This is a genomic window from Aeromonas sp. ASNIH1 (genome assembly GCF_002934285.1).
Taxonomy (GTDB): Bacteria; Pseudomonadota; Gammaproteobacteria; order Enterobacterales; family Aeromonadaceae; genus Aeromonas; species Aeromonas caviae.
Genome location: NZ_CP026228.1, coordinates 2,389,896 through 2,416,345, shown reverse-complemented (window position 1 = coordinate 2,416,345; position 26,450 = coordinate 2,389,896). Strand labels below are relative to the sequence as shown.

The window sequence follows — 26,450 nt, the reverse complement described above, 5'->3', positions numbered from 1 at the left end:
GGCAGGACATGAAGATACTGATCACGGGGGGCACGGGGTTTATCGGCCGCCGTCTGGTGGCACACCTCAAGGTGGCGCACGAAGTAGTCGTGCTGACCCGCCAGGGCAGCCGGGCCTACGAGCTGCTCGGCCACGATGTCACCCTGCTGGACAGTCTGGACAGGCTGGATCACCTCAATGACGTGGACATCGTCATCAACCTGGCCGGCGAACCCATCGCAGCCGGACGCTGGAGCGAGTCCCGCAAGCAGTTGCTCTGCAACAGCCGCTGGCTGCTGACCGAACAGCTGGTGGATCTCGTCAAACTCTCCAGCACGCCCCCCAGATTGCTGCTCAATGCCTCCGCCATCGGCTGGTATGGCCGCCAGGATGACGCCCCTCTGGATGAAACATGCCAGAGCCCTCACGACGAATTCACCCACCGTCTCTGTCAGCAGTGGGAGCAGCTTGCCCAGCAGGCCCGCTCGGCCCAGACCCGGGTCTGCATCCTGCGCATCGGCCTGGTACTCGGCTTGGAGGGGGGCGCCTTGCCCAGGATGCTGCCCCCTTACCGCCTGGGCCTCGGCGGCCCCATGGGCAGCGGCCCCCAGATGATGAGCTGGATCCACGTGCAGGATCTGGTGCGAGCCATGCTGTTTCTCATCGAGCACGGCGAGTGTGACGGCATCTTCAACGGCACGGCCCCGCAACCGGTCAGCAATCGCCGGTTCAGCGAGACCCTGGCCGCCACGCTCCATCGCCCGCACCTCTTCTTCGTACCGGCCCCCCTCCTGCGACTCCTGATGGGAGAGGCGGCGGATCTGCTGCTCACCGGACAGCACGTGCTGCCCGCCCGCTTGCAGCAGGCCGGTTTTCACTTCAGCTTCCCGGCCCTGCCCGGCGCTCTGGACAATTTGCTGCACTCACCCCGTTGACCCAATGACACATCCCGACCAAGGTCGGGATATGTCGAGCCATCAGAGCAGCCCCTGCCCCAGTCCCCTGAGCCGGTCGCTCAGGGTACCCGCCAGCAGTTGGCGGCGCATGCCCTGTCCGGCCAGGGTCACCAGCACGGCCCCAAGCAGGGGGAGTGCAGCCCAGATGGCCCAGTGGAACTGCCACTGCGCCCCCTCCCACCACCACTGCAGGCCGAAGGAGCAGAGCTCCACCACCATGGCAGCGCAGAGCCCTGCCAGGGCACCGCTCGCCACCAGCTCCCAGCGCAGCATCTTCTCGAGCAGGGCGCTCCCCGCCCCCAAGGTGCGCATCAGCAGCAGCTCCCGGCGCCGATGGGCCATGCCGGCCTGGGTCTGGGTCAGCAGCACCAGCAGGGCGGCCACCGTCACCAGCCCGAGCATCAACCCCAGGGCGCGGCTCACCTGATCGGAGACCAGGGTGAGGCGGCCTATCAGATCCTCCACATCGATGAGGCTCACCGTGGGGTGGCGGCGGATGAGTTCCACCTCTGCCCCTCGCCCCTCAGGCGGCAGACGATAGCTGCCGAGCCAGGTCTGGGAGAAGGGGGCCAGCACGTCCGGCGAGAAGATCATGTAGAAGTTCGGCCTCATGTTGTCCCACTTGATGGACCTCAGGCTGGTCACCTTGGCCTCGAACGCCCGCCCCTCTATGGTGAAGCCGAGCACGTCTCCGAGCGCGATGCCGAGCCGTCCCGCCAGCGCCTCGTCGACGGAGACCTCCCCCTTGCCGGCCAGCCATTGACCGGCAGTGACCTTGTTGTCGGCGGGCAGGGCCGATGTGGTGGTGAAGTTGAGCTCCCTGTCCACCCCCTCCCGCGCCGCATCCTCCCCCACCGCCTCACCGGCGATACGGGTCAGGCGCCCGCGCACCATGGGGTAGAAGTCCGAGGTGATGGCCCCGGCCTGGTGCAGATCGGCCAGGATCCCTTCCCGCTCGCTGTCCGCCACATTGACCAGGAAGCGGTTCGGGGCGTCGGCAGGCAACCGGGTGGAAAAATCCTCCAGCAGATCGACCCGCGCCGCCCACAACAGCCCGAACAGCATCAGGGCCAGGGCGAAGCCCGCCAGCTGGAACAGACCACTGCCCCGCTCCCGGGAGAGGTGATTGATGGCCAGGCGCAGGGCATGGGGCCCCTTGAGCCGACTGCCAAGACGCAGCAGCGCGGAGGCGAGCAGGGCCAGCAGCGCCATCAACACCCCCATGCCGCCGATGAGCCCGCAGGCCAGCCTGATGTCGGCGGTAAAGCCCCACACCAGGGCAAACAGCCCGATGAGCCCCACGGGCACCGTCAGCCAGGGGGGGATCCCCGCCTCCAGTTCCCGGCGCAGCACCCGCAGCGGCGGTACATTGAGCAACCTCAGGAAGGGAACGAACGCCAGCATCAGGGTGATGAAGAAGGCGACCGCGAGGCCAAGGGCAAAGGGTCGCCAGGAGGGGGGCGGCAGATCCGCAGGCAGCAGATCCCCCAGCAGGTTCAGGGTCAGCCACTGCATGGCGCTGCCCGCCACCAGCCCCATCAGGGCCCCCACCAGGGTCAGGGAGAACAGCAGGGTGCCCATCAGTTGCCACAGGGTGCGCCGCGAGGCCCCCAGGGTCTTGAGCAGGGCCACCATGTTGGTCTGGCGCTCGGCGAAATGACGCACCGCTATCCCCATGGCCAGGGCGCCGAGCAGCACGCCGGCAAGGGATGCCAGACGGAAGAAGCGCTCGGCATTGCCCAGGGATTTCCCCACCTGGGTACCCTGATCGTCGGGTTTGACGAGCTTCTGCCCGGCGCTCAGCCTGGGGTTGAGCCAGGCCTCATAGCGGGCGATGGCGTCACGGGGCCCCTTGACGAGATAGCGCCACTGCTGGCGACTGCCCGGCAGCAGGGCCCCGGTCGCCTCGATATCGGCGCTGTGGATCAAGGCCCTTGGCGCCATCTGGAAGGGGCTGAACCCCTGATCCGGTTCCTGGCCCAGCTCCCCTGCCACCGTCAGCCGGGTGTTGCCGACCTCGAGTGCCTCCCCCACCTTGGCGCCGAGCAGTTGCATCACCCTGGCGGAGAGCCAGATCTCGCCGGGCGCCGGGGCGCGCTGGGGAGTGAGCTCAAGCTTGCCGTAGAAGGGAAAATCCCCGGGCACGGCGCGGATGGAGGCCAGTTGCAGGGTATCGCCGTGAAACAGCATGCTGTTGAAGCTGACCGTGGTCTGCACGGCCAACCCCTCCTGATGCGCCTGCGCCAGCCACTCTGCCGGTGCCGGCGTCGCGGAGCGCAGCACCCTGTCCCCTCCGATGAAATCCCGCCCGGAGGCCTTGAGCCCCGCATCCAGCCGATCCGCCACCAGAGCCACGCTGAGCACGCAGGCGACGCTCAGCGCCAGCGCCAGCACAAACCAGCGCAGCTCCCCGCTGAACCCTTCCCGGCGCAGCAGCTTCAATCCCAGTCGCCACTGACTCATGACGCCTCCCTCACCGTCCATGCTGCTGCCAACGATCCCCTGGTGCAGCTCTGTCTCCAATGACTCATGACAGCTCTCCCACCCTGGCCGCCATGACAGCCTGAGCCTCCAGCCGCCCGGCTGACATCACCAGCTGTCGCTGGCAGCGCTGAGCCAGCTCATGGTCATGGGTCACCACCACCAGGGTGGTGTTGTGCTCGCGGTTGAGACGAAACAGCAGTTCGATCACCGTCTCCCCTGTCTTGCTGTCGAGGTTGCCGGTGGGCTCGTCCGCCAGCAGCAGGCTGGGGCGGGTCATGAAGGCACGGGCAATGGCGACCCGCTGCTGCTCGCCGCCAGAGAGGCGCGGCGGCAGGTGGTGCAACCGCTCTCCCAGACCGACCTGTGCCAACAGCTCCCGGGCACGGGGCTCGCTGTCGGTCTCCCCCCGCAGCTCGGCCGGCAACATGACGTTTTCCAGGGCGCTCAGGGTGGGCAGCAGCAGGAACGACTGGAACACGAACCCCACCTGCTCGGCCCGCAGCCTGGCGCGTCCCTCCTCGTCCAGCCGGGTGAGGGAGTGGCCGAGGATCTCTATCTCGCCGCGGCTCGGCAGATCGAGACCGGCCAGCAAACCGAGCAGGGTGGACTTGCCGGAACCGGACGCACCGACCAGCGCCAGCGTCTCGCCGGTATTGACTTGCAGATCGATCCCTTCAAGGATGGTGAGGCTTTCCTGACCGAGGCGAACGGTTTTACCGAGCCCCCTGACGGCGATAATGGGCGTTGAACTCATCTTGGGTATCCTGTTTGCCTGAACCTGTAATGACAATAGAACGTGGGAGTTGACTGCATGATGCGTCTCTTGTTTGCCGTGAGTTGCCTGTGCTGCTGGGCAGCGTCCGTCCAGGCCCAGACCCTGCTGGTACTGGGCGACAGCCTGAGTGCCGGCTACCAGATGCAGGCCGAACAGAGCTGGCCTGCCCTGCTCAATGAAAAGTGGCAGCAGCAGGGGGGAGAACACACCCTCATCAATGCCAGCATCAGCGGTGAAACGACCCAGGGCGGCCTGGCCCGCCTGCCCACTCTGCTCGAAACCCACAAACCGGACTGGGTGTTGATCGAACTCGGCGCCAACGACGGGCTGCGGGGCTTTGCTCCCGCCATCACCCGGGCCAACCTGACCAAGATGATCGAGCTCGCCCGGGCGCACCAGGCGAAGACGGTGCTGACCCAGATCCTGCTGCCCCGCAACTATGGGGCGCGCTATCTGCAACAGTTCGAGCAGATCTTCCCGGACCTTGCGAAGGCCAACGACCTGCCGCTGATGCCCTTCTTTCTGGATGATATTGTGCTGCGCCCTGAACTCATGATGAACGATGGACTGCACCCGACGGCCGCCGCCCAGCCCCGGATCCGCGACAAGGTCGCCCGCTTTGTCGAGCCTCTGCTGACTCAGTAGCCCGGTGGCCAGGCCCCTGGCCTTCCCCTTGCCCAGCAAAAAGCCCCCGCATGGCGGGGGCTTTTTCATGGTTCGGCGTGCCGGGTTCAACGGCCCAGGATCTGCCGCATCCGCTGCTGGGCCACGTCCACCAGCAAGTCGGGCTGGAATTTGGAGATGAAGCGATCACACCCCACCTTCTTGACCATGGCCTCGTTGAAGTTACCGCTCAGAGAAGTATTCAGGGTGATGAAGAGATCGGACATGCGCGGATCGCTGCGCACCTCGTGAGTCAGGCGATAACCATCCATCTCCGGCATCTCGGCGTCCGTGATCATCAGCATGATCTCGTCGGTCACCTTCTTGCCCGCATCGCACCACCCCTTGAGCAGCTTGAGGGCCTGCAAGCCGTCCTGGCACTCGATGACCTCGAGCCCGAGCTGGGCGAGGGTCTCGCGCACCTGGTTGCGGGCCGTGCTGGAGTCATCGACGATGAGCACCCGACGTCCCTGCATCTGGGGCAGGATCTCCTCGTCCAGCACCTCGGACGAGATGCGCACGTCATAGGTGATGATCTCCGCCAGCACCTTCTCCACGTCGATGATCTCGACGATCTGGTCGACGCCCCCTTCCGGGATGCGGGTGATGGCGGTGAGGTAGTTGGCACGACCCGCCGAACGGGGCGGCGGCAGTATGTCCTTCCAGGTCATGTTGACGATGTGGGCCACCTGCCCCACCAGGAACCCCTGAATGGTGCGGTTGTACTCGGTGATGATGAGGTTGGACTCCTGATCGATGGCCATGGGACGCATCCCGATGGCACCGCGCAGGTTGATGACGGGGATGGAGACGCCGCGAATGTTGGCGACGCCGCTGATGTTGTGGTGGGACCCTGGCATCTTGTTCAGATGGGGCAGCTTGACCACTTCCCGCACCTTGAAGACGTTGATCGCAAACAGTTGCTGGGCACCCAAACGGAACATCAGCAGTTCCAGGCGATTCTCCCCTACAAGCTGGGTACGTTGATCCACTGAATCCAATATGCTCGCCATATAACGCCCTTACGTCCATTTCCCGAAATTGCCCCGCACCGGAGCTGCGACATGCCAACCAGCCCCGCTTTCCCTGTCGGGACAACGCAAGCCTATATAGAAATAATGAAAAGCGTCGAGGAAAGATAGGATCTTGACCACGGGGCGTGATCATCGCCCCATCACTGCCTCATGGCAAGCACAGCCACGCACCGGCCCCGACAACAAGGGTATCGACCACACAGGGCCATTGCTGAACCCCGGCGTGCCGCTCTTGTCATCCAGCGCGGTCCGCCAGCAATAAAAAGACCGGCCACATGGGCCGGTCCTGAGATGTGCAGTGCGTCCGGGACGACTTAGAAGTTGTACTGCAGGGCCACGGCGACGATGTCGTCGGTGGACTTGTTCAGGCTGTTCTTGCCGGTGGAACCCACTTCGTCCAGCAGGTTGATCTTGTAGTCCACGTAGGCATTGAAGTTGTCGGTGAAGTTGTACCAGGCCCCCACGGAGACGTATTCGGTCGCGGTGTCATCGATGCCGTGAGCGCTGTCCTTCACGTCGGTACGCAGGTAGGCCAGGGAGGGCTTGAACTTCGGCGTGATGTTGTACTGCACGACCGCTTCGTAGCCATCCATCTTCTCGGCGTAACCGCGCAGGGAGCCGGTGTCCACGAAGAGGTGATCTTCACCGTGGGAGTAGGTGGCAGCCATGTAGAGGTTGCCGACGGCGTACTTGGCGCCCACCCCGAACAGCTTGGCGTCGCTGTCGCCGCCGAAGCTCACGTTCTCGGCCTGCTCGTCGGTCTTGCCTGCCTGGTTGTAGGCGGCACCCAGGCTCAGGCCCATGTTGAAGTCATAGTTGGCAGAGAGAGCATACCCCTCGGAAGAACCTTTCGGGCTCCAGGTGCTGTTCGGGCCGACGCGCTCGCTGCGGCTCGCGTTCTGCGGGTCGTTGTTGCCGGTGAACTGGGCACCCAGGGTCAGCCCCTGCCAGTTGTACATGTACTGGGCCAGGCCGTTGGTACGACCGGTACCGAACACCTCGGTGTCCTTGCCCAGACCATCACCACCCCACTCCGGCAGCACGTCGGTGTAGTTGTTCACCGCCTTGGTGAACAGACCGTCCTGGCGACCGTAGCTGAAGGCACCGAAGCGATCGTGCTTGATGCCCGCATAGGCGTAACGCAGCTCGTCGTTGTCAGAACCGGAGACCGGCAGGTTGTACTCGGCGAAGCCGAACGCGGTCAGATCCTCGTCAACCTTGGTTTCACCTGCGATGTGCAGACGCAGGTAGCTGGCATCGCCTTCGGTGGCGTTGTCATCGGTGCCGTAGTACATGCCGTTGACGCGGCCGCCGATGTCCAGTTTGGTACCATTCTGATCGTAAACGTTGGCGGCCTGTGCACCACCGGCCAGCAGCAGGCTGGAGATGGCCATCGTCAATGCTGTCTTTTTCATTGTTCTTTCCTCAGGTGTAAGCACTCTCTGTCAGACCAGAGTTCGGTCGTGATGATCGGTTGATGTGCCGATGGCCTAAGGTAGATCCGGAAACCTTGATGGGAACTGAAGCGGCGAACGATTAATTATAAAAGCGTCAATTCGAGCTGACGCCGCGACACATAGTGTCACGCGAAATAATTTTTGCGGAACTTATGACCAAGAAAATCAATATAGCAATACAAGTGATCTATGAAACGGGATAAATGCAGTTCAATCCTTCAACAAGGCGAGAAGCAGGGAAGCCCTGCCGGGCGACACGGGCTCCCCGCACACCTTCCCCGCCCCGTCAGACCGGCTGCCAGCCGCGCATGACCCTCAGCAGATCCTTCCAGCTCACTATGCCCACCAGGGCGCCGTTCTCCAGCACAGGCAGGCAGGAGATCTGGTGCTCCAGCATGAGGCCGGCGGCCTCTTTCAGGGAGCGTTCGGGGGAGACGGTGATGGGTTCACGGCTCATGATCTGGTGGGCGCGCCGGTTGAGGGTCTCGGTGTCCCGGTTCATCTCGGCATCCGTGTCCAGATAGGGGCTGATGGCACGCAGCAGATCCCGGTCCGAGATGACCCCCACCAGCTCCTCTTCTTCCACCACCAGAAGGTGGCGGAAATGGGCCTGCTCGAAGATCTCCTTGATGACACTCAGCCTGTCATCCATGGAAACGGTCGCGACCCGGGTCGTCATGATCTCTTTAATCAACATGGTCAGCCTCCTGCCCCCCAGATGTCTCTGTTATGACACGTTTTTCCGGCGGCAGCCATCCCCCCCGCCCTCAAGTGCAAATTTGTGTCATTTCACGTAAGATCCGCGCCAGTTTCTCTCCTTCAATCGAGCCAAGCAGACCCATCCATGATAGTTGCCAGTCAAATCGAACTGATCCGCGGCGGCCGCACGCTGCTGGACAACACGTCCGCCACCATACACCCCGGCCACAAGGTGGGCCTGGTGGGCAAGAACGGCTGTGGCAAGTCCACCTTCTTTGCGCTGGTGCGGGGCGAGCTGGCCATCGACAACGGCAGCTTCAGTCTGCCCGCCGGCTGGCAGATTGCCGGCGTGGCCCAGGAGACCCCGGCGCTGGATTGCTCCGCCCTGGAGTACGTGATCGACGGCGACAAGGAGTTCCGCGCCCTGGAGGCCGAGCTCGCCCGGGCCGAGGCGGATGACAACGGTCTGCTGGTGGCCGAGCTGCACGGCAAGCTCGATACCATAGGTGCCTACAGCATTCGCGCCCGCGCCGCCGAGCTGCTGCACGGTCTGGGTTTTGGCGGCGATCAGCTCGACTCGCCGGTCAGAAGCTTCTCCGGCGGCTGGCGCATGCGCCTGAACCTGGCCCAGGCGCTGCTCTGCCGCTCCGATCTGCTGCTGCTGGATGAACCGACCAACCACCTGGATCTGGACGCCGTCATCTGGCTGGAGAAGTGGCTCAAGGGCTATCAGGGCACGCTGGTACTCATTTCTCACGACCGCGACTTCCTCGACTCCGTGGTGAATCGCATCATCCATATCGAGAACGGCAAGCTCAACGAATACAGCGGCGGCTACTCCGACTTCGAGCTGCAACGGGCCGAGCACCTGGCCCAGCAGCAGTCCATGTACGAGAAGCAGCAGCGGGAGATGGCCCACATGCAATCCTATGTGGACCGCTTCCGCTACAAGGCCTCCAAGGCCCGTCAGGCCCAGAGCCGCTTGAAGGCCATGGAGCGGATGGAGAAGATCCTGCCCGCTCACGCCGACTCCGAGTTCAGCTTCGAGTTTCGCGAGCCCTCCGCTCTGCCGACCCCGCTCATCGCCATGGAGAACCTCAGCGCCGGTTACGGCGACAAGGTGATCCTGGAGAAGATCAAGCTCAACCTGGTGCCGGGGTCGCGCATCGGCCTGCTCGGTCGCAACGGCGCGGGCAAGTCCACCTTTATCAAGATGCTCTCCGGTAGCAACCCGCCGCTGTCGGGCAAGCTGGAGGTGAGCGCCGGGGTGAGCATCGGCTACTTCGCCCAGCATCAGCTCGAGACCCTGCGCCTCGATGACAGCCCCCTCGATCACCTGGTGCGCCTCGCGCCGGACAAGACCGAGCAGGAGCTTCGCAACTACCTCGGCAGCTTCGGTTTTCACGGCGACAAGGTGCTCGACAAGGTGGCCCCCTTCTCCGGCGGTGAGAAAGCGCGTCTGGTGCTGGCCCTCATCACCTGGCAAAAGCCCAACCTGCTGCTCCTGGATGAACCGACCAACCACCTGGATCTGGAGATGCGCCACGCCCTGACCATGGCCCTGCAAGGGTTCGAGGGCGCCATGGTGGTGGTCTCTCACGACCGTCACCTGCTGCGCACCACCACGGATGATTTCTATCTGGTCCACGGCGGCCGGGTCGAGCCCTTCGATGGGGATCTCGACGACTACCACAAGTGGCTCGGCGAGCAGGAGAAAGAGGCCAATGCCAAGCCGGCAGATGGCACCGTCTCCGCCAACTCGGCGGTGGCGCGCAAGGATCAGAAGCGCCTTGAGGCCCAGTTCCGGCAAGCAACCCGGCCGCTGCGCCAGAAGCTCGAGAAGCTCGAGGCCAGCATGGAGAAGCTGCAGGCCAAGCTGGCCGCGGTGGAAGAGCAGCTGGCCGATCCCGCCATCTATGAAGAGAGTGCCAAGGGCAAGCTCTCCGAGCTGCTCAAGTCCCAGGGCCCCCTCAAGGAAGAGCTGGAGCACGTCGAGCTGGAGTGGATGAGCCTCTCCGAGGAGCTGGAAACCATGGAGCAGGCCTTCTTTGCGTGATGAAGCCTTGATGGCCAGCGAGCGGGTCAGCCCCGACGCCCTGCCCACCCCTTCCGAGTTCTGGACATGGAGCACAGGCGCCTATGGCCAGCGCAGCCAGGACTGGCTCCACGTGCAAAGCATGGGGGGCAACGTCAACCTGGCGCTCCTGCTGTACCACCTCGACCTGCTCCGGATCCCGGTCGACCTCACGGACTTGCAACCGGCCCTGGTACAGACCGAGGCGGTGCTGCTCCCCTGGCGCACCCTGCGCCAGCAGGCCAAGTCACGGGTGGGAACCGAGGAGTACCAGACCATGCTGGCCCACGAACTGGAGCTGGAGCGGCTGCAACAGGGGGTCTTGCTGCAGACCCTGCGCACCCTCGCCCTGTTTCGCGGCGACAGCCGCAACCTGTTTCACTATCTATCGTTACTGGGTGCCCAGCAGGGCCCCCTCAGAGATCTCATATGCTGAGCTACCGCCACGCCTTTCACGCCGGCAACCACGCCGATGTGCTCAAACACGCCGTCCAGGCCCTGATCATCGAGTCCCTCAAGAAGAAGGAGAAACCCTTCATCGTGCTGGACACCCATGCCGGTGGCGGTCTCTACGACCTGCGCGGCGACTGGTCCCAGAAGAAAGCGGAATACGCCGACGGGATCAAACGCCTGTGGGATGAGCGGGCCCAGTGGTCTGCCATGGCCTCCTATCTGGGTGTCATCGAGGAGATGAACAGCGATGGTCAGCTGCACTACTACCCGGGTTCCCCCGAGCTGTCCCGCCGCCTCATCCGCGATCAGGACAAGCTGGCGCTGATGGAGCTGCACAACAACGAGGTGGAGGATCTTCGCGCCAACATGGGGTACGACCCCCGCGTCGCCGTCCACCATCGCGACGGCTTCGAGGGGCTGGTCGCCCTGCTGCCCCCCACCCCGCGCCGCGGCCTGGTGCTCATCGACCCGCCTTATGAGCTCAAGGAAGATTACTTCGCCGTGGTCGATACCCTTAAAAAAGCGCAAAAGCGCTGGGCCACCGGCATCTACGCCCTCTGGTATCCCATCCTCGGGCAAGAGTCGGACAAGTCCCGCGACATGCTCAAAGCGATCAAGCGCGAGAACTTCGGAAACGTCCTGGTGGCCGAGCTGGAAGTGGCCGGCCAGACTGCCGATTGGGGCATGAACGGCTCCGGTATGCTCATCGTCAGCCCCCCCTGGATGCTGGACGAGCAGATCGAGGCCTTCTTGAAACCCCTGTGCGCCAAGCTGGCCCAGGGCCCCGGCGCCCAGTACAGGGTGGAGTGGCTGAGCAAGGCCGAGGCCTGATCCTCGGAACCACAGAAAATGGGGAAGGGCCTGCCACAGCAGGCCCTTTTTCATTGGGACAGATGACCCGGCCCGCTCACGCTGGCCAGCCGCTCGGGCAGGCGGCTCGCCAGCCAGTCGATGGCGAGCCGGGTCTTGAGGGGCAGATGCGGACCACGGGGCCAGAGGGCGTTGGTGGGATAGCGCCGACCCGGCAATCGGGCCAGCAGCTCGCGCAGCTCGCCCCGCTCAAGGTGAGGCCGCGCCAGCCAGGTCGGCAGCCAGGCGAGACCAAAGCCCGCGATGGCCGCCTGGGTGATGGCGTTGAGATCGTCCATCTGCAACCGCCCTCTGGGCTGGACCTCGCGCCATGCCTCGGCCTCCTGCCACCACCACGACAGCACCCGCCCCTGGCGCAGATAGGCGATGCACTCGTGATCCGGTAACTCGGCCAGGGTCACAGGTTCCCCCCGCTCGGCCAGATAGGCGGGCGAGGCGCAAAGCGTCATGCCGTGCTCCCCGAGCCTGCGCGCCGCCAGATCCAGGCTGTCCGGCGGCTCTGCGTTGCGGATCACCAGATCCACCCCCTCCTCCACCAGATCCACCTTGCGATCGCTGAACGACAGCTCCAGGGCCAGCCCGGGATGCGCCTTCGCCAGCGCCAGCAAAATGGGGGCCACGCACTGCTGGCCGAACAGCACCGGCATGGAGACCTTCAATCTGCCGTTGAGGGTGAGCTTGTTGCTGGCCAGCGCCGCTTCCCCAAGACGCACCTCCTCCAGCGCCCGCAGGCAGTGGCGATAGAAGAGCGCCCCCTCCTCGGTCAGGCTCTGACTGCGGGTGGTGCGATGAAACAATTGCACGCCGAGACGCAGCTCCAGCCGCGCCACCCCCTTGCCCACCGCCGAGCGGGTGAGGTGAAGCCGCTCCGCCGCCTGGGCGAAGCTGCCCGCCTCCACCACGGTGGCGAAGAGATCGATGCCGTTGAGCGTGTTTGCCATCTATTGCATACCTTTTGGAACCAATATGGCGAAATACTATCAGCACTGCGGAAAAAAATGACTGGTAAGCTCCCTTCATTCTTCACACGTTTCAGATGGAGTTCCCCTCATGAGCCAGATCCTGCTGCTGCAATCCAGCCTCAACGGCCCCGCATCCCGCACCAACCAGTTGATGGAGCGCTTCCTGCAAACACGCCGGGAGCAGGGCCATCAGGACCAGGTGGTGGTGCGCGACCTGACCGCCCTCGACTTGCCTGCCCTCGACAGCCCGTTGTTTCACGCCCTGCGGGGGGCGGAACCGGCCAATGAGGCCATCCGGCAGGCGGTGGCGCTGTCGGATCGGCTGATTGCCGAACTCAAGGCCGCCGACCTGCTGCTGATCGGCGCCCCCATGTACAACCTCAACGTGCCGACCCCCCTCAAGAACTGGTTCGATCTGGTGGCGCGGGCCAGGGTGACTTTCCGTTACACCGACACCTACCCCATGGGGCTGGTGGAGGGGGTCAACGCCCTGGTGTTCAGCAGCCGCGGCGGCGTGCATCAGGGACAGGCGACGGATGCGGTCACCCCCTACCTCCAATCCGTGCTCGGCCTGATGGGCATCGCGGAGGTGGAATTTGTCTACGCAGAGGGGATGGATCTGCACCCCCACGGGGCGGAACAGGGAATGCGCGAAGCCCATGCTCGGATCGCTGGCCTCGGCAGGTAGGGCCATCACCCGATCTTGCCCCTTCCAACCGGCCACCTGCTGCGCGGGACATTCCAAGTAAAAAAGCCCCGCAAGGGGCTTTTCTATGACTGCGGCAGTAGCGGAAGAGACTAGGCTTGCCTCGCATCGGGGCCTGCGGGCATGTCCCGCCAGAGCGCCAGAATGAGCAGCGCCAGCAGGGCAAAGGGAGGCGCCAGGCAGAGCAGCACGCACAGGAAGGTAACAAGCCCCGGGTGGCGGCTCTTGCGCCGGGCCAGTCGCCAGGCCACCAGGCCGACGACGATCATCAGCAGCAGCATGAAGAGAACAAACAGGTTGGAGTTGATGGTCATGAAAGCTCCTTTTTCATGGCAAAAGGCACACTCTAGCGCCGTTGCGGTCCCAGGCAACTCCCAATCTGGTGGTGCCTCCCCCGGTCGATAGGCATTTTCTATTTCGCCAATAGATGAGAATGGTTTTCATTTGATGGAATTCTGGGTGATACTGCCTTCATCGCCAGAGGAGACACCACCATGAAAAAGACCATCAGCTTCGCCATCCTGCACTTTTGTGTCGCCTTCACCGTGGCTTACCTGCTGACCGGCGAACTGCTCACCGCCAGCCTGATCGCCCTCATCGAGCCCGCCGTGAACACGGTCGCCTTCTACTTCCACGACCTTGGCTGGCACAAGCTCAAGCCCCACCACAGCCTGCAGGCCAAGACCAGCAGCTTCGCCCTGGTCCACTTCTCGGTGGCCTTCGGTGTCGCCTACCTGCTGAGTGGCGAGCTGCTCACCGGCGGCGTGATGGCACTGATCGAACCTGCCATCAACACCGTCGTCTTCTTCTTCCACGAGCGGCTGTGGCGCAGCCGCCAGACCTTGGCGCTGGCCGGTGTCTGATTGCCATGCAGGACCGCCCGGCACCCAAAAACACGGGGTGCTCCTGCCTACTTCGGGTGTAAAGTGTGCTCTGATCACGGGGCATCATGCCCCCTGTTGGAGCCCTGTCGATGAACAAGATCTTGCTTGGAACCCTGCTGTTTTCCCCTCTGCTGGCCACGGCGGCCACCCCGTCCTTCGAGTGCGCCAAGGCGAAAGGCGCCGCCGAAACCCTTATCTGCAAGGATGCCGGACTGGCTGCGCTGGATAACGAGCTGTCAGCCCTCTATCCCAAGGCGATTGCCGGGTTCTCCCCCGAGCAGCAGAAGAGCGAGCGCGCCATCCAGCGCGGCTGGATCAAGGGGCGCAACGACTGCTGGAAGGCGGGCGACCTGCGCCAGTGCGTGGAAGAGAGCTACCAGTTGCGGATCACCGAGTTGCAGATAAAAGGCGGCCAACTGAAGGTGCCGACGCCGGTCGATTATCAGTGCGGCAAGAGCGTCACCCTCTCCACCTACTTCTACAACGAGGCCAAGCGGCCCGCCGCCATGATCAATTTGAGCGAGGGGAACGACCAGCAGCAGGTGCTCGCCTATGAGACCCCCAGCGCCAGCGGCGCCCGGTACGAGGGACAAAACCTCACCTTCTGGACCAAGGGGAGCGACGCCATGCTGGAGCGCTACGGTCAGCCCACCCTCAACTGCAGCGAGATCCCGGGCAACTGATCCCCCGCCCGGCCAAGGGCCGGGCAACCACTCCCGTACAGGCAGCAAGAGGGTCACCGACAGGTGGCCACTCGCCCCCTTTTAACTATCCCCTGCCCTCTCTCGCCAATCCAGCCCGGACGCCAGGCTTTCGGGCTTGCCTCCATTTGTTGATCTTGCCCGGCAATCCGCCATTTCCTCCTTTCCCTTCGCTCGCGGGCCATTAATATAGCCAATTGGCAACACACGCCTCGTCGGAGTCTCCCATGAGCCATGCCAACCACGCCCCTTTGGTCAATCGCAGCAAGCTGGAAGCTGAAATCCAGTGCGGTAGCCATGCCGGTGTTTGCCATGACCAAGTTCACACTGCTTTTCTATACAGTCGTAATGATTGCGCAAAAAAAAGAGGTCAAGCGAATACAATCAGCTTCAGAGGTTGGCAGGTAACTAATTTATTTAAAATGTTATTTGTAAACCCCTGAATCAAAGTGAAGCGGAGTTAGATAGACGGCGGTATTAATGTGTTAATACCACCATCCATCTAATCACTGTTAGGCTCAAAATAGTTTCGGAGTTCAATTTTGTTTAATTTGCTGATATCAGGAAATCCAGAAAGCTGGGATTCGAGCCCATATAAGCTTGAGCGAGGACGCTCAGTTGTCGAATACACAGCCGATGAAATTCGTGAACGCTACAGAAATTTTGATGATAAATCTATTCGTGAATTAAAAAGCTTTCCTTGTCTATTCGTCGTAGAAAATGAAGAGCGAGAGTCACGCATTGGATACATAACTGATATTCGTGTACGTCAGAACTCGGTTGTAATTCATTTCGAATTTGATCCTATTCTGCCAGCGCTGAAAATTGGTGCGATCGAAGACATGAGGATTGATATTGATCTAGGTCGCTTTGAGTTATCGAGAACTCACTGGGCGGTAAAAGATGAACCGATCTTTGAAATTCTGCTAAGAAAAGGCCACATTTCACGGCAACAACTGGATGCCTCTCAAGCTATTAAGTCACCTCCTCCACCGGTAGTGCCGCCGCCAGCATCGGGCGGTCAAAGTGCATTCAATACATCGCAAGTGTTTATTGTTCATGGGCACGATGATTTGGCAAAGCTTGAAATGGCAGACTTTATCGAGAGCTTGGGTCTAGAGCCAATAATTTTACATATGCAAGCCAGCTCTGGCCGCACAATAATTGAAAAAATAGAGCACTATTCAAACGTTGGTTTTGGAATTGTTCTTTATACACCTTGTGATGTTGGCTCAAAGGTTGGAGCTTTGAATGGAAATTACCGAGCAAGGCAGAATGTGGTATTCGAGCATGGTTACTTAATTGGAAAATTGGGGCGACCTAGAGTTACAGCAATCGTGAAAGATACTGTTGAAACTCCGAATGATATAAGCGGAGTGATTTACGTTGCTCTTGACCCGCTAGGTCGCTGGAAGGAAGAGCTTAAAAAAGAGATGCGCAGTGTTGGCTATCAAGTATAAGCCTACCTGATTACCCATGATTAGCAGTCAGTTACCACGAACTATACTGATCTTACGTACAGTTATCGAGGTGCGAGATCATGGCCAAAAGCAAAATCCAATTCCAGAAAGGCTACAGCCTGTTTGAGTTTCTCAAGGACTATGGCACTGAGGCTCAGTGCGAAAACGCGCTGTTCACTTGGCGTTTTCCTAACGGCTTTGTCTGCCCTGAATGTGCCAACAAGACCTGTTGTCGCCTGAGAAGGCGGCCACGTGTGTGGCAATGCAATCACTGCCGTCACCAGATGTCATTGACTGGAAACACGATTTTCGCAAACACCAAGCTCCCACTGACCAAGTGGTTTCTGGCAATGCACCTGTTGTCACAAACCAAAACAGGCTTGTCAGCGATGGAGCTAAAGCGCCAGTTGGGCGTCAAATATGACACCGCCTGGATGCTCAAGCACAAGCTGCTGCAAGCCATGAAAGAGTCCGATGACAAGCAGCCCATCAGCGGCATCATTCAGCTCGATGATGTCTACTGGGGTGGCGAGCGCCGTGGTGGTAAACGGGGTCGGGGCGCGGCAGGCAAGACGCCGTTTGTGGCAGCAGTGGCCCTGAACAAGGAAGGACATCCAATCAAGATGCGGATGACGGTGGTCGATGGTTTCAAAACCAAGTCCGTTGCTGATTGGGCAAAACGGCATATTGCCAGTGGTAGCGCGGTGATATCCGATGGATTGGCCTGTTTCAAAGCGGTCAAGGAGGCCAATTGTGAGCACCTGGGTGTTGTCACCGGGGGCAACCTGGACTGGCTGGATCATCCGGCATTCAACTGGGTAAACACGATGATAGGAAATGTGAAAAACTCGCTGCGGGGCAGTTGCCATACGCTCGGAGCGAAGCATTTACCAAGGCATCTTGCGGAATACTGCTTCCGGTTTAATCATCGTTTTGACCTCAAGAGCATGTTGGTTGAATTGGGGCATGCAGTCGTGGCAAGCCCTCCGATGCCATATCGGCTCTTGAAGCTGGCTGAGGGTCATGGGTAATCAGGTAAGCCTAACAATCGCAGGCACAGGGACAAAATTTCCGCTGCGCTACAATTTTTCCCGTGCTGCGGGCGTTACATGGCTTATCAAGAATCGAGCTAAATTCAAGTTAAGGAAGTAGAGGTACATTGTGTCAAAAACTCAGTTGTTTTTAGGATTAAGACGTGAAAATGGGCAAATAGGCTACCTTTCTGAAAGCTTGGCAATTCCAGAGTTTTTTGAACTTATCAGACCAAAATCTGAATCAAGATATGACCTGATTGATTTTTCACCAGTAATAGAAGCCTTATATGCTAAGCATGATGCAATTGCCGAGCAATTGATCAGAGAACAATACAACTCCGTTTTTAACTATTGGCAAGAATCAAAGACTTACTCCAAAACTGAGATAAAATTACCAAAATTTGAAAGTCTATCTCAATTATCAAACAAGCTAATCATATCTTTGCAGTTTAGAATCGATGAAACTAAAAAAAGTTACTCGCATAGAAGAAATGCCAAGCCAGAAGATAATATAAGAACAATAAAAGCCATCGAAAACAACTGCAATATATATATTGATGTTTTGCTATGCTTTATTCACGCTAAAGCATCGCTAGAAATAGAGTCATTTAAGAAGGATGTTGTCTTAGGAAAATATTGCTCTTATTTAGAAGATATCATTTCTGATCTATATAATAGAGTGGTTGAGTTTTCAACTCGGCGAGATAAGTTTGAGTTGGACAATTCATCACTACTCTACCATATTGCATTCAATGAAAATGCTGAGATAAGTCACTATACTAAGTTTTTACCAAATTTCGATACATCACTGGACTTAAGGCTGCAGCTTATAAATGCTAGCAGGTCAGAGCATACATTTAATTATCAAGACGAACCTGTAAATAGAATTGAAATTGAATATCGAACACCTAGCAGGCAAGAGTTAGAGGCTGCCAAAATTCTCCGAGATCTACTTTATAAAATTAATTCAATTTCAAAACTGATTTCAAAACTACGAGAAGGTAATGTTGACTGGAATCCATCAGAGGAAGGCGTTGAAGAACTCAAACAATTACTTTCAGATTAGTCTCCATGCAACAAGTGGCTCCATGCGACCGCCAACGGCGGCGCATGAGCCAAGCGTTAACAGTAATCTGGTCCCCCACCGTCTCGATAAAAGACTTGCCTGACAAGGTGGGTGTACCCTCCCTGTCAAAATTCTGCCACCGCAGCGCGGTCCAATGGATCCACTGCCCTCTAAATAACTGATCCCAATAGTGCTACACCTTCGCTGTGCCATAGCCATTCCCCGGGAAAGGAGACACGGTATCCATGAAGTGTTTCACTCGGGCCAGCAGGTTTGCCATCCCTCTGCATTGATGATTGCGCGTGATGGTTTCATGTAACTTGTGCCATAGCCGTTCTATGTGATTAACCCAAGGGCTGTAAACTGGCTGGAACACCAGGCAGAACTTGGGATTCTTCTTCAACCATCGCTCGGTCTGTTTGCTTTTGTGAATGATGTAGTTATCGAGGATCAACGTGATGGTTTTGGCTCGTCGGTAGTGGTGGCGCAGCTTTTCCAGCATGGCAATAAACAGCGATGAGTTTTTCTTGATCCCGCTGACGTAAAGTACCCTTCCGTTGCCTGCGTGGAGAACGCCTGCCAGATAATGCTTGGCATTCTGCCCCGGTGTGACAACCCGCTTTTGCTGCGCTCTGAACATCCAGTCGGCTCCTAATTTGGGATTGAGGTCTATATCGACTTCATCCTCATAAAACACCGGATTATCGGCATCACAGCGGGCCAGCGCGGCGTCGATATTCGCCATTTTTTCCTGATAGGCTGGGTCTTTTATCCGCAAGGTCGGCACGGGCCTGCGCCAGACAATGCCCATACGAGGTAACCATCGGCGGAGCGTGGAGGCTGCCACATTGAGCCCTGTTAACCGATTGATTTTTATAGCCAATAGTTCAGTACACCAACGGCTGCGCTGATAACCAAAATCTTGCGGAGAAAACTGCATGAGCAGCACCAGTAGGGTGACAATCTTGGCGATAGGTAAGACTGGGGCACGGCCAGCCGGTAAGGCTTCTAGCGCATCTATGCCTTCATCTCGATACCACCGAAGCCAACGACCGATGGTCGAGCGCGCAGCGCCGGTAAGGTGATGAACATCGGTGATCGTGCGTCCTTCATGTAACAGCAAGATGGCCATCAAGCGACGAGCATGTCCTTTATCACGGGTGGCATGGATGATTTTGTGAATGCGGCGCCGTTGTGGTCGTGGCAGAGGTGGTAGGATAGGCATCAACTCAGTCCTTTGGGTGTGGCTTGTTTTGTTTAGCGACTAATCAGATCGCACAAACTGGACTGAGTTCCCTTCCTCCGGTGATCTACTATTCGGAACAGCTATTTAGGGGATTCTCTCCCGCCAGCCACTGACCTATAGTGAGCCCCTACTCGAACAACCTTTGCGAGCAGCACCATGTATATCGGCGAATTTGCCCGGCTGGCTGGCACCACCCCAAAGGCAGTCCGCCTCTACGAGCAGCTCGGGCTGCTGCCCGAGCCCAGGCGGCGCGGCAAGTATCGCGTCTACCGGGCCGAGGATCTGGAGTGGGTCGGCTTTATCCGCGAGGCCCAGCGGCTTGGCTGCAAGCTCGGGGAGCTGGTTCCCCTGCTCGCGGGCGTCACCAGCCTCGATCACTTCCCCTGGCAGAAGGTGGAGCAGCTTATCGCGGACAAGCTGGCGCAGATCGAGGCGGAGGTCGCCCGGCTGCAACGCCAGCATCAGGGCTTGAGCCAGTGCGCCACGCTGCTAGCGCAGCACCCCTGCCGCTATGGCGCCCCGGCGCGGCAATCCCCCGACGGGCGGGATCATCCCGCCGCCGCGGATCGGGGGCAAAAGGTGGCTTGACTCTGTCCCATGGGACAAGGGGTGTAATGGGGGCTCACTTCAAGGAGCCATACCATGACCCCCAACCTGCTTGTTCTCAACGGCAACCCCAAACCCGACAGCCTCTGCCACGCCCTCGCCCGGGAGTATGCCCGCAGTGCCGAGCAAGGGGGCGCGCGCGTCACCCTGCATCACGTGGGGGAGCTCGCCTTCGCGCCGGATCTTCACCATGGCTATGACGAGGTGCAGCCCCTCGAGCCCGATCTGCAGGCGGTGCAACAGAGCCTGACGCAAGCCCACCATCTGGTGATCGTCGCCCCCGTCTGGTGGGGCCACCTGCCAGCCCGGCTCAAGGGGCTGCTGGATCGCACCCTGCTGCCGGGTTTCGCCTTTCGCTACCAGCCGGGGAAGGCGCACCCGGAGCAGTTGCTCGCCGGCAAGACGGCGCGCCTGCTGCTCACCATGGACAGCCCCCCCTGGTATTACCGCTGGTGGCAGGGAGCCCCCCTGGAGCGCACCCTGGACAAGCCGGTGCTGGGGCTGTGCGGTATCCGGCTGACCCACCGCCAGCATCTGGGGCCCGTCCACACCTCGGATGAGGGGGCCCGCCAGCGCTGGCTCAGCCAGGCCGGGGCCGCCGCCCGCCAGGATGTGCAGCGGCTGGGCAGGCGCCCCGCCTAATCCCCGCCATGGGCATGTTTTGCCCATTAAAAAGCCCCGCAGTTGCGGGGCTTTTGTCGTCGAGGCGGGGGTTATTTTGCCGCGATGGCGTCTGCCATGGGGCTCTGGAACTCCTGCTCGGCTTCTGCGAAGCGATCCTGCATGGCCTTGGAGGGGGCCTTGTCCAGCAGGCTGAACAGCACGATGGCCAGGGTGGCAAACAGGAAGCCCGGGATGATTTCGTACAGACCCAGCCAGCCGAACTGCTTCCAGATGATGACGGTCAGGGCACCGGTCAGCATGCCCGCCAGGGCGCCGTTGCGGGTCATGCGGGGCCAGAGCACGGAGAGCAGCACCACGGGGCCGAAGGCGGCACCGAAACCGGCCCAGGCGTAGCTCACCAGCCCCAGCACCCGGTTTTCCGGGTTGGTGGCGACGGCGATGGCCACCAGGGCGATCAGCAGCACCATGGCGCGGCCGACCCACACCAGCTCTTTCTGGGAGGCGTTCTTGCGCAGGAAGGGCTTGTAGAGATCCTCGGTGATGGCGCTCGAGCAGACCAGCAGCTGGCAACTGAGGGTACTCATGACCGCCGCCAGGATGGCGGAGAGCAGCACGCCGGCAATCCAGGGGTTGAACAGGATCTTGGAGAGCTCGATGAAGACGCGCTCCGGGTTGGCGGTCACGCCACCCGCCTGCTCGGTGAAGGTGGAGAAGTAGGCCAGGCCGAAGAAACCGATGGCCACGGCGCCACCAAGGCACAGCACCATCCAGGTCATGCTGATGCGACGGGCGCTGGCCATGGAGTGGTGGGAGTCCGCCGCCATGAAGCGCGCCAGGATGTGGGGCTGGCCGAAGTAGCCCAGGCCCCAGGCCATCAGAGAGATGATGGCGATGAAGTCCAGGTTCTTGAACATGTCGAGGTTGCTGGCGTTCTGCGCCGCCACCTGCACCATGGCGGTGTCGATACCGCCCACGGCGATGATGACGAACACCGGGGTCAGGATGAGGGCGAAGATCATCAGGGTCGCCTGCACGGTGTCGGTCCAGCTTACCGCGAGGAAGCCGCCGAAGAAGGTGTAGGTGATGGTGGCCGCGGCACCGATCCAGAGGGCGGTGTCATAGCTCATGCCGAAGGTGCTCTCGAACAGGCGGGCACCGGCCACCACGCCGGAGGCGCAGTAGATGGTGAAGAACAGCAGGATCACCAGGGCGGAGAGGATGCGCAGCACCCGGCTCTTGTCTTCGAAGCGGTAGGTGAAATAGTCCGGCAGGGTCAGGGCGTTGCGGTTCTTCTCGGTGTGAACCCGAAGCCGACCGGCCACCCAGCGCCAGTTGAAGTAGGCGCCGATGATGAGGCCGATGGCGATCCAGCTCTCGGAGATGCCGCCGATGAAGACGGCGCCAGGCAGGCCCATCAGGAGCCAGCCACTCATGTCGGAGGCACCGGCGGAGAGGGCGGTCACCCAGCTCCCCATCCGGCGGCCGCCGAGAATGTAGTCGTCAAAGTTACGGGTGGCGCGATAGGCGATGAAGCCGATCAACACCATCCCGAGGATGTACACCAGAAAGGTGATGAGCATGGGGGTGCTAGCTGTCATTCAAAACTCCGTTATGTGACGTCTGTGCCCGTTCTTGCGACGGACTCTTCCTTAAAAAAACCGGCCTAGAGTAATCAGCAGATCGCCGGACCACAACCACTTTTAACAAATAAAAAACACATGAAAAACGTTTAACACCTAACCAAGCAACCACTCAATTGCAATAAGGCCGGATTTTATCCCGACCTGCCAAGGGTTTACCCTGATGATTCCCTCCCCCGCGCCATAAAAAAGCCCCGACAGTGGCCGGGGCTCGGAATACCGACGGGCGGGATCAGCGGTTGATGGCGATAGGCATGCCGCTGCGCTGCTCCAGGGCCTGCTTGACCAGCTGGGAGTCGCTGTCCGCGTGGGCGATGAAGCGGGTCACGGCGGTGGACATGGGCAGCGGGGCCGGCAGGCTGGAGTTGAACTCCTCCTGGTTGCGGGAGAGAGGCTGGTGCACTTCCAGGTAGCGGCGGCCATCCGGCTCGACAGAGGCCTTGATGGGCTGGTTCACGAACTGGACGCGGGTACCGACCGGGACCTGCTTGAACAGGTACTCGATGTCGTCGTTGCGCAGACGCACGCAGCCGTGGCTCACCCGCAGGCCGATGCCGAACTGGGCGTTGGTACCGTGGATGGCGTACATCTTGCCGATGTAGAGCGCGAACAGCCCCATGGGGTTGTCCGGACCGGCCGGCCAGACCGCAGGCAGGGTCTCGCCACGGGCGGCGTACTCGGCGTGCATCTTCGCGGTCGGGGTCCAGGTCGGGCCCGCCTTCTTGCGCTGCACGCTGGTCACCCAGTCTTCCGGGGTGTCGGTGCCGAGCTGGCCGATGCCAATCGGCAGCACTTCCACCACCTTCTTGCCTTTGGGGTAGTAGTAGAGGCGCATCTCGGCGACGTTCAGCACGATGCCTTCACGGGGGGCATCCGGCAGGATCAGCTGATGCGGCACGACCAGCTTCTCGCCCGCCTGCAGCAGCAGGGGGTCTGCCTTGGGGTTGGCTTCCAGCATGTTGGTCAAGCCAAGCTGGAATCTGGCCGCCGCCGCTTCCAGGGGTTGGCCCGCCTCTTCCGGGGACACCACGTAGTCCAGGTTCTCCCCCACCAGGCGGCTGTTGGCTGCGGGCAGGGCATATTCGATGGCGAGGGCGGGCATGGCGGCCAGGATCAGGGAGCAGCACAGTGCGGCCGCCGTGTTGTGGAGGAGCTTCATAACTTTCCTGTGATAAAGGGGGTGGTTCAGCACTCTGGCCAGCGCGGAGGCGACGGGCGCGCCCGGGGCGAAGAGAAGGCCGCCATTTTTCTCCTCTGCCATGCAAATTTCAACCGCCACGTGCTGACGGGTCGGCGATTAAATACGGTACCGCGCTGCGCCGCGGCACCTTGTCATAAGCGGGATCAGCCGTTTTTCCAACTGTGCATGTCATAACCGGTTGGCGACTGATGCAAACGCAGATGGAATTGCTCAATTATCGCAAATATGTGGTCGAAAATATCAGCCTGTATCCCTTCATACTCGGCCCAGGCGGTGGTCGCCGTGAAGCAGTAGATCTCCAGCGGCAGGCCGTCCGTGGTCGGTGCCAACTGGCGCACCATCAGGGTCATGTCCTTGCGAATGCCCGCATGAGCCCGCAGGTAAGCGTCCAGATAGGCGCGCAGGGTGCCGAGGTTGGTGAGGTGGCGACCATTGATGGGGCAGCTGATGGCATCGCTGAGCTGCTGGTTGTAGCTGCTGAGCTCCTGCTCCTTGCGGCTGAGGTAGGGTGCCAGCAACCTGGCCTGCTTGAGCTGCAACTGCTCCTGCGAGGTGAGGAAGCGCACGCTGGTCATGTCGATGTTGACGCTGCGCTTGATGCGGCGCCCGCCGGATTCAGTCATCCCCTGCCAGTTCTTGAAGGAGTCGGAGATGAGGGCATAGGTGGGGATGGTGGTGATGGTCTTGTCCCAGTTCGACACCTTGACCGTGGTGAGGCCGATGTCGGTCACCTCGCCGTCCGCCCCGTACTTGTCCATCTGCAACCAGTCACCGACGCTCAGCATGCGGTTGGCGGAGAGCTGGATACCCGCCACCAGGCCGAGGATGGGGTCCTTGAACACCAGCATCAGGACCGCGGTCATGGCCCCCAGGCCGCTGAACAGGAAGAGGGGCGACTTGCCAAGCAGCAGGGCGATCATCAGGATGCCCACCAGGATGCTGGCCACCAGTTTCACTCCCTGGAAGATGCCGCGCAGGGGCAGATCCCGCCCAAGCCGGGTATGACGGCTCAGGGAGAGCAGGCAGTCGAGCAGGGCGAACAGGGCCAGCAGCAGGAACAGCAGGATCCAGAGCTGGGCCAGCAACTCGATAAGCGCCAGGCTCTCGGACGCTTTGGGCAGCCAGATCTCCGCCTGACCGAGCAGTACGGCCCCCTGGAACACGAAGGCGAGCCGGTAGAAGAGGCGTTGCTGCAACTGGGGCGGCAGCCACATCTGCTTGGTCTTGCCGAGCAGCCCCACCAGGCGCACCAGCAGGATGCGGTGCAGCACCAAGTGCAGCACCATGGCGGTCAGCACGATGAACCCCAGGGCGATCACCAGGGCCATCATGGGGGTCACATCGACCCCCAGGCCTGACAACCAGTTGAAAAACATCTCTTTCATCGTTACCTCCGCAATATCACACAGCGGTCAGGGTACGCATCTGCTCCCCCATGTCAAATGACAGGCCGATCACTATTGCCGAAACGACAACGCCCGGCAGGGGCCGGGCGTTGTCATCACCAGAGGGTGCCTTAGCCGACCAGACTCAGGGCATCACGGGCGATCACCAGCTCTTCGTTGGTGGGCATCACCAGGGCCAGACGACTGCCTTCGACGGTGATGGGGCCTTCACCGCCCAGTACGGCTGCGTTGTTGGCCTCCTTGTCGATCTTGAAGCCGAGCAGGGCCAGTCGGGCCAGCACCATCTCGCGCACCATGGCGGCGTTCTCGCCGATGCCGCCGGTGAACACCAGGGCGTCAAGGCGACCATCCATGGCGGCAGCATAGGCACCGACGTACTTGGCAACGCGATAGGTGAAGACGTCCAGTGCACGCTTGGCACCTGCGTCGGTGGCGTAGTTGCCGGTGACGTAGCGGCAGTCGCTGCTCTCCTCGGTCATGCCCAGCAGGCCGGATTCGCGGGTCAGCACCTGGTTGATCTTGTCCACGCTGTAACCCAGGTTGTCGTGCATGAAGAAGACGATGGCAGGGTCGATGTCACCGGAGCGGGTGCCCATCGCCAGCCCTTCCAGCGGGGTCAGCCCCATGGAGGTGTCGACGGACTCGCCGTTCTTGATGGCGCAGACGGAGGCACCGTTGCCCAAATGGCAGTTGATGATGTTGAGCTCATGGAGCGGTTTGCCCAGCGCCTTGGCGGTCTCTTCGGCGATGAAGCGGTGGGAGGTACCGTGGGCGCCGTAACGACGGATGCCGTTCTCGCGATAGAGCTTGTAGGGCAGCGCGTAGAGGTAGGCTTCCTCTGGCAGGGTCTGGTGGAAGGCGGTGTCGAACACGGCCACGTTCTTGTCGGCCAGGGCCGGGAACACCTTGAGGGCGGCACGGATGCCGATGAGGTGCGCCGGGTTGTGCAGGGGGGCAAACGGAATGGCGGCCTCGATGCCGGCAATCACGCCGTCATCGATGCGCACGGAACGGGAGAACTGCTCGCCGCCGTGCACGATGCGATGGCCGATGGCGACCAGCTGATCGGCCAGGGCGGGATCCTGGGGCAGGATGTGGCCCACGATGTGGTCGAGGGCTTCCTGGTGCGCGGCACCGGCGCCCAGCATGGCGTCGCCCTTGACCCCGTGGAGTTTCCATTTGATACGTGCGTCATCCAGATTGAAGCATTCGGCCAGGCCGGACAGCATGTCCTCGCCCGTTTCAGCGTCCATTACGGCAAATTTCAGGGAAGAGCTACCGCAGTTAAGGATCAATACCAACTTGCTCATGTTCTACATCTTCCTGTGCTTCGGCTTTACGCCGACAGTGTCGTGTCATCCAGCGATGGATGGGATTCCCCTGCCGGGGGCTTATGGTCGCAGGAGGGTGCGTCCAATTTTTCAAATCGTTGGGCGCAGACCGTTCGTCTGGCGCGCGCGTCGAATCAGC

General features: G+C 60.7%; 26 protein-coding genes. 14 read left to right on the top strand and 12 right to left on the bottom strand.

The annotated features are described in order from the left end of the window. The first annotated feature begins 8 nt into the window (after positions 1–8). On the top strand, positions 9–914 hold the full coding sequence (locus C2U37_RS11735) for a TIGR01777 family oxidoreductase (RefSeq protein WP_104452334.1): 906 nt from the start codon (positions 9–11) through the stop codon (positions 912–914). 42 nt (positions 915–956) lie between these two features. On the opposite strand, the gene C2U37_RS11730 is transcribed toward C2U37_RS11735, so the two are convergent. Then, positions 957–3,398 (bottom strand): ABC transporter permease, encoded by a 2,442-nt coding sequence (locus C2U37_RS11730; RefSeq protein WP_104453229.1) that lies wholly within the window; start codon positions 3,396–3,398, stop codon positions 957–959. A 64-nt stretch (positions 3,399–3,462) separates the two neighbouring features. Next, positions 3,463–4,173 carry an ABC transporter ATP-binding protein gene (locus tag C2U37_RS11725; protein WP_041212428.1) on the bottom strand — a complete coding sequence of 237 codons (711 nt, stop codon included), beginning with the start codon at positions 4,171–4,173 and terminating at the stop codon, positions 3,463–3,465. Positions 4,174–4,230: 57 nt separating this feature from the next. Here C2U37_RS11725 and C2U37_RS11720 point away from each other — a divergent pair, with 57 nt between their 5' ends. Continuing rightward, entirely contained in the window at positions 4,231–4,839 is a 609-nt protein-coding gene (locus C2U37_RS11720) for an arylesterase (RefSeq protein ID WP_041212427.1), read from the top strand. A gap of 86 nt (positions 4,840–4,925) precedes the next feature. Here C2U37_RS11720 and C2U37_RS11715 read toward each other — a convergent pair whose 3' ends face one another. The 3 genes from C2U37_RS11715 to C2U37_RS11705 form a co-directional block, all read right to left on the bottom strand. Beyond that, a complete protein-coding gene (locus C2U37_RS11715; protein ID WP_041212426.1) occupies positions 4,926–5,870 on the bottom strand; it encodes a chemotaxis protein CheV in 945 nt (314 codons plus the stop codon). A 335-nt stretch (positions 5,871–6,205) separates the two neighbouring features. Continuing rightward, positions 6,206–7,306, bottom strand: a complete 1,101-nt coding sequence (locus C2U37_RS11710) for a porin (RefSeq protein WP_043156284.1) — start codon at positions 7,304–7,306, stop codon at positions 6,206–6,208. A 328-nt stretch (positions 7,307–7,634) separates the two neighbouring features. Further along, positions 7,635–8,045 (bottom strand): CBS domain-containing protein, encoded by a 411-nt coding sequence (locus C2U37_RS11705; protein ID WP_010675511.1) that lies wholly within the window; start codon positions 8,043–8,045, stop codon positions 7,635–7,637. A 147-nt stretch (positions 8,046–8,192) separates the two neighbouring features. Between C2U37_RS11705 and C2U37_RS11700 the strand changes: the two genes are divergently transcribed. From C2U37_RS11700 to C2U37_RS11690, 3 genes are read left to right on the top strand one after another with little or no spacing between them, the layout of a single operon-like run. After that, positions 8,193–10,103, top strand: a complete 1,911-nt coding sequence (locus C2U37_RS11700) for an ABC transporter ATP-binding protein (protein WP_104452333.1) — start codon at positions 8,193–8,195, stop codon at positions 10,101–10,103. After that, entirely contained in the window at positions 10,096–10,557 is a 462-nt protein-coding gene (locus tag C2U37_RS11695) for a DUF2390 domain-containing protein (RefSeq protein WP_199769604.1), read from the top strand. The genes C2U37_RS11700 and C2U37_RS11695 overlap by 8 nt, the downstream gene beginning before the upstream one ends. After that, complete coding sequence (locus C2U37_RS11690; protein ID WP_104452332.1) at positions 10,551–11,405, top strand: 23S rRNA (adenine(2030)-N(6))-methyltransferase RlmJ; 855 nt, start codon at positions 10,551–10,553, stop codon at positions 11,403–11,405. Before C2U37_RS11695 ends, C2U37_RS11690 begins: the two co-directional genes overlap by 7 nt. Before the next feature lie 50 nt (positions 11,406–11,455). On the opposite strand, the gene C2U37_RS11685 is transcribed toward C2U37_RS11690, so the two are convergent. Next, positions 11,456–12,385 (bottom strand): LysR family transcriptional regulator, encoded by a 930-nt coding sequence (locus C2U37_RS11685; protein WP_104452331.1) that lies wholly within the window; start codon positions 12,383–12,385, stop codon positions 11,456–11,458. 109 nt (positions 12,386–12,494) lie between these two features. On the opposite strand from C2U37_RS11685, the gene C2U37_RS11680 reads away from it, so the two are divergent. Further along, on the top strand, positions 12,495–13,094 hold the full coding sequence (locus C2U37_RS11680; protein WP_103259603.1) for an FMN-dependent NADH-azoreductase: 600 nt from the start codon (positions 12,495–12,497) through the stop codon (positions 13,092–13,094). Between the two features lie 110 nt (positions 13,095–13,204). Here the strand turns inward: C2U37_RS11680 and C2U37_RS11675 are convergent, their stop codons facing one another. Further along, complete coding sequence (locus tag C2U37_RS11675; protein ID WP_104452330.1) at positions 13,205–13,426, bottom strand: hypothetical protein; 222 nt, start codon at positions 13,424–13,426, stop codon at positions 13,205–13,207. 180 nt (positions 13,427–13,606) lie between these two features. On the opposite strand from C2U37_RS11675, the gene C2U37_RS11670 reads away from it, so the two are divergent. The 6 genes from C2U37_RS11670 (at position 13,607) to C2U37_RS24615 (ending at position 18,257) form a co-directional block, all read left to right on the top strand. Further along, complete coding sequence (locus C2U37_RS11670) at positions 13,607–13,975, top strand: DUF2061 domain-containing protein (protein ID WP_039040193.1); 369 nt, start codon at positions 13,607–13,609, stop codon at positions 13,973–13,975. Between the two features lie 110 nt (positions 13,976–14,085). Further along, positions 14,086–14,679 carry an MliC family protein gene (locus C2U37_RS11665; RefSeq protein ID WP_104452329.1) on the top strand — a complete coding sequence of 198 codons (594 nt, stop codon included), beginning with the start codon at positions 14,086–14,088 and terminating at the stop codon, positions 14,677–14,679. A 245-nt stretch (positions 14,680–14,924) separates the two neighbouring features. Continuing rightward, positions 14,925–15,140, top strand: a complete 216-nt coding sequence (locus C2U37_RS24620) for a hypothetical protein (protein WP_158656245.1) — start codon at positions 14,925–14,927, stop codon at positions 15,138–15,140. A 99-nt stretch (positions 15,141–15,239) separates the two neighbouring features. Further along, positions 15,240–16,157 carry a TIR domain-containing protein gene (locus C2U37_RS11660; RefSeq protein ID WP_104452328.1) on the top strand — a complete coding sequence of 306 codons (918 nt, stop codon included), beginning with the start codon at positions 15,240–15,242 and terminating at the stop codon, positions 16,155–16,157. 80 nt (positions 16,158–16,237) lie between these two features. Beyond that, complete coding sequence (locus tag C2U37_RS11655) at positions 16,238–17,188, top strand: IS1595-like element ISKpn3 family transposase (RefSeq protein ID WP_005342491.1); 951 nt, start codon at positions 16,238–16,240, stop codon at positions 17,186–17,188. Positions 17,189–17,318: 130 nt separating this feature from the next. After that, positions 17,319–18,257, top strand: coding sequence for a hypothetical protein (locus tag C2U37_RS24615; protein WP_158656244.1), 939 nt, complete (start codon positions 17,319–17,321; stop codon positions 18,255–18,257). 193 nt (positions 18,258–18,450) lie between these two features. Here the strand turns inward: C2U37_RS24615 and C2U37_RS11650 are convergent, their stop codons facing one another. After that, positions 18,451–19,482: an IS630-like element ISAhy2 family transposase gene (locus tag C2U37_RS11650; RefSeq protein WP_001809438.1), complete on the bottom strand. Its 1,032-nt coding sequence runs from the start codon at positions 19,480–19,482 to the stop codon at positions 18,451–18,453. A 177-nt stretch (positions 19,483–19,659) separates the two neighbouring features. Here C2U37_RS11650 and C2U37_RS11645 point away from each other — a divergent pair, with 177 nt between their 5' ends. Further along, positions 19,660–20,091 (top strand): MerR family transcriptional regulator, encoded by a 432-nt coding sequence (locus C2U37_RS11645; protein WP_041212963.1) that lies wholly within the window; start codon positions 19,660–19,662, stop codon positions 20,089–20,091. Between the two features lie 54 nt (positions 20,092–20,145). Beyond that, positions 20,146–20,751 (top strand): NAD(P)H-dependent oxidoreductase, encoded by a 606-nt coding sequence (locus C2U37_RS11640; RefSeq protein ID WP_104452327.1) that lies wholly within the window; start codon positions 20,146–20,148, stop codon positions 20,749–20,751. Positions 20,752–20,822: 71 nt separating this feature from the next. Here the strand turns inward: C2U37_RS11640 and putP are convergent, their stop codons facing one another. From putP to C2U37_RS11620, 4 genes are all read right to left on the bottom strand, one after another. Further along, positions 20,823–22,331, bottom strand: coding sequence for a sodium/proline symporter PutP (putP, locus tag C2U37_RS11635; protein ID WP_104452326.1), 1,509 nt, complete (start codon positions 22,329–22,331; stop codon positions 20,823–20,825). 274 nt (positions 22,332–22,605) lie between these two features. Next, on the bottom strand, positions 22,606–23,532 hold the full coding sequence (locus C2U37_RS11630; protein WP_010675523.1) for a L,D-transpeptidase family protein: 927 nt from the start codon (positions 23,530–23,532) through the stop codon (positions 22,606–22,608). 185 nt (positions 23,533–23,717) lie between these two features. Next, complete coding sequence (locus C2U37_RS11625; RefSeq protein WP_010675524.1) at positions 23,718–24,959, bottom strand: mechanosensitive ion channel family protein; 1,242 nt, start codon at positions 24,957–24,959, stop codon at positions 23,718–23,720. A gap of 131 nt (positions 24,960–25,090) precedes the next feature. Further along, the gene (locus C2U37_RS11620; protein ID WP_010675525.1) at positions 25,091–26,290 is read right to left on the bottom strand and encodes an acetate kinase; all 1,200 of its coding nucleotides are present in this window, start codon (positions 26,288–26,290) and stop codon (positions 25,091–25,093) included. Positions 26,291–26,450: the final 160 nt, after the last annotated feature.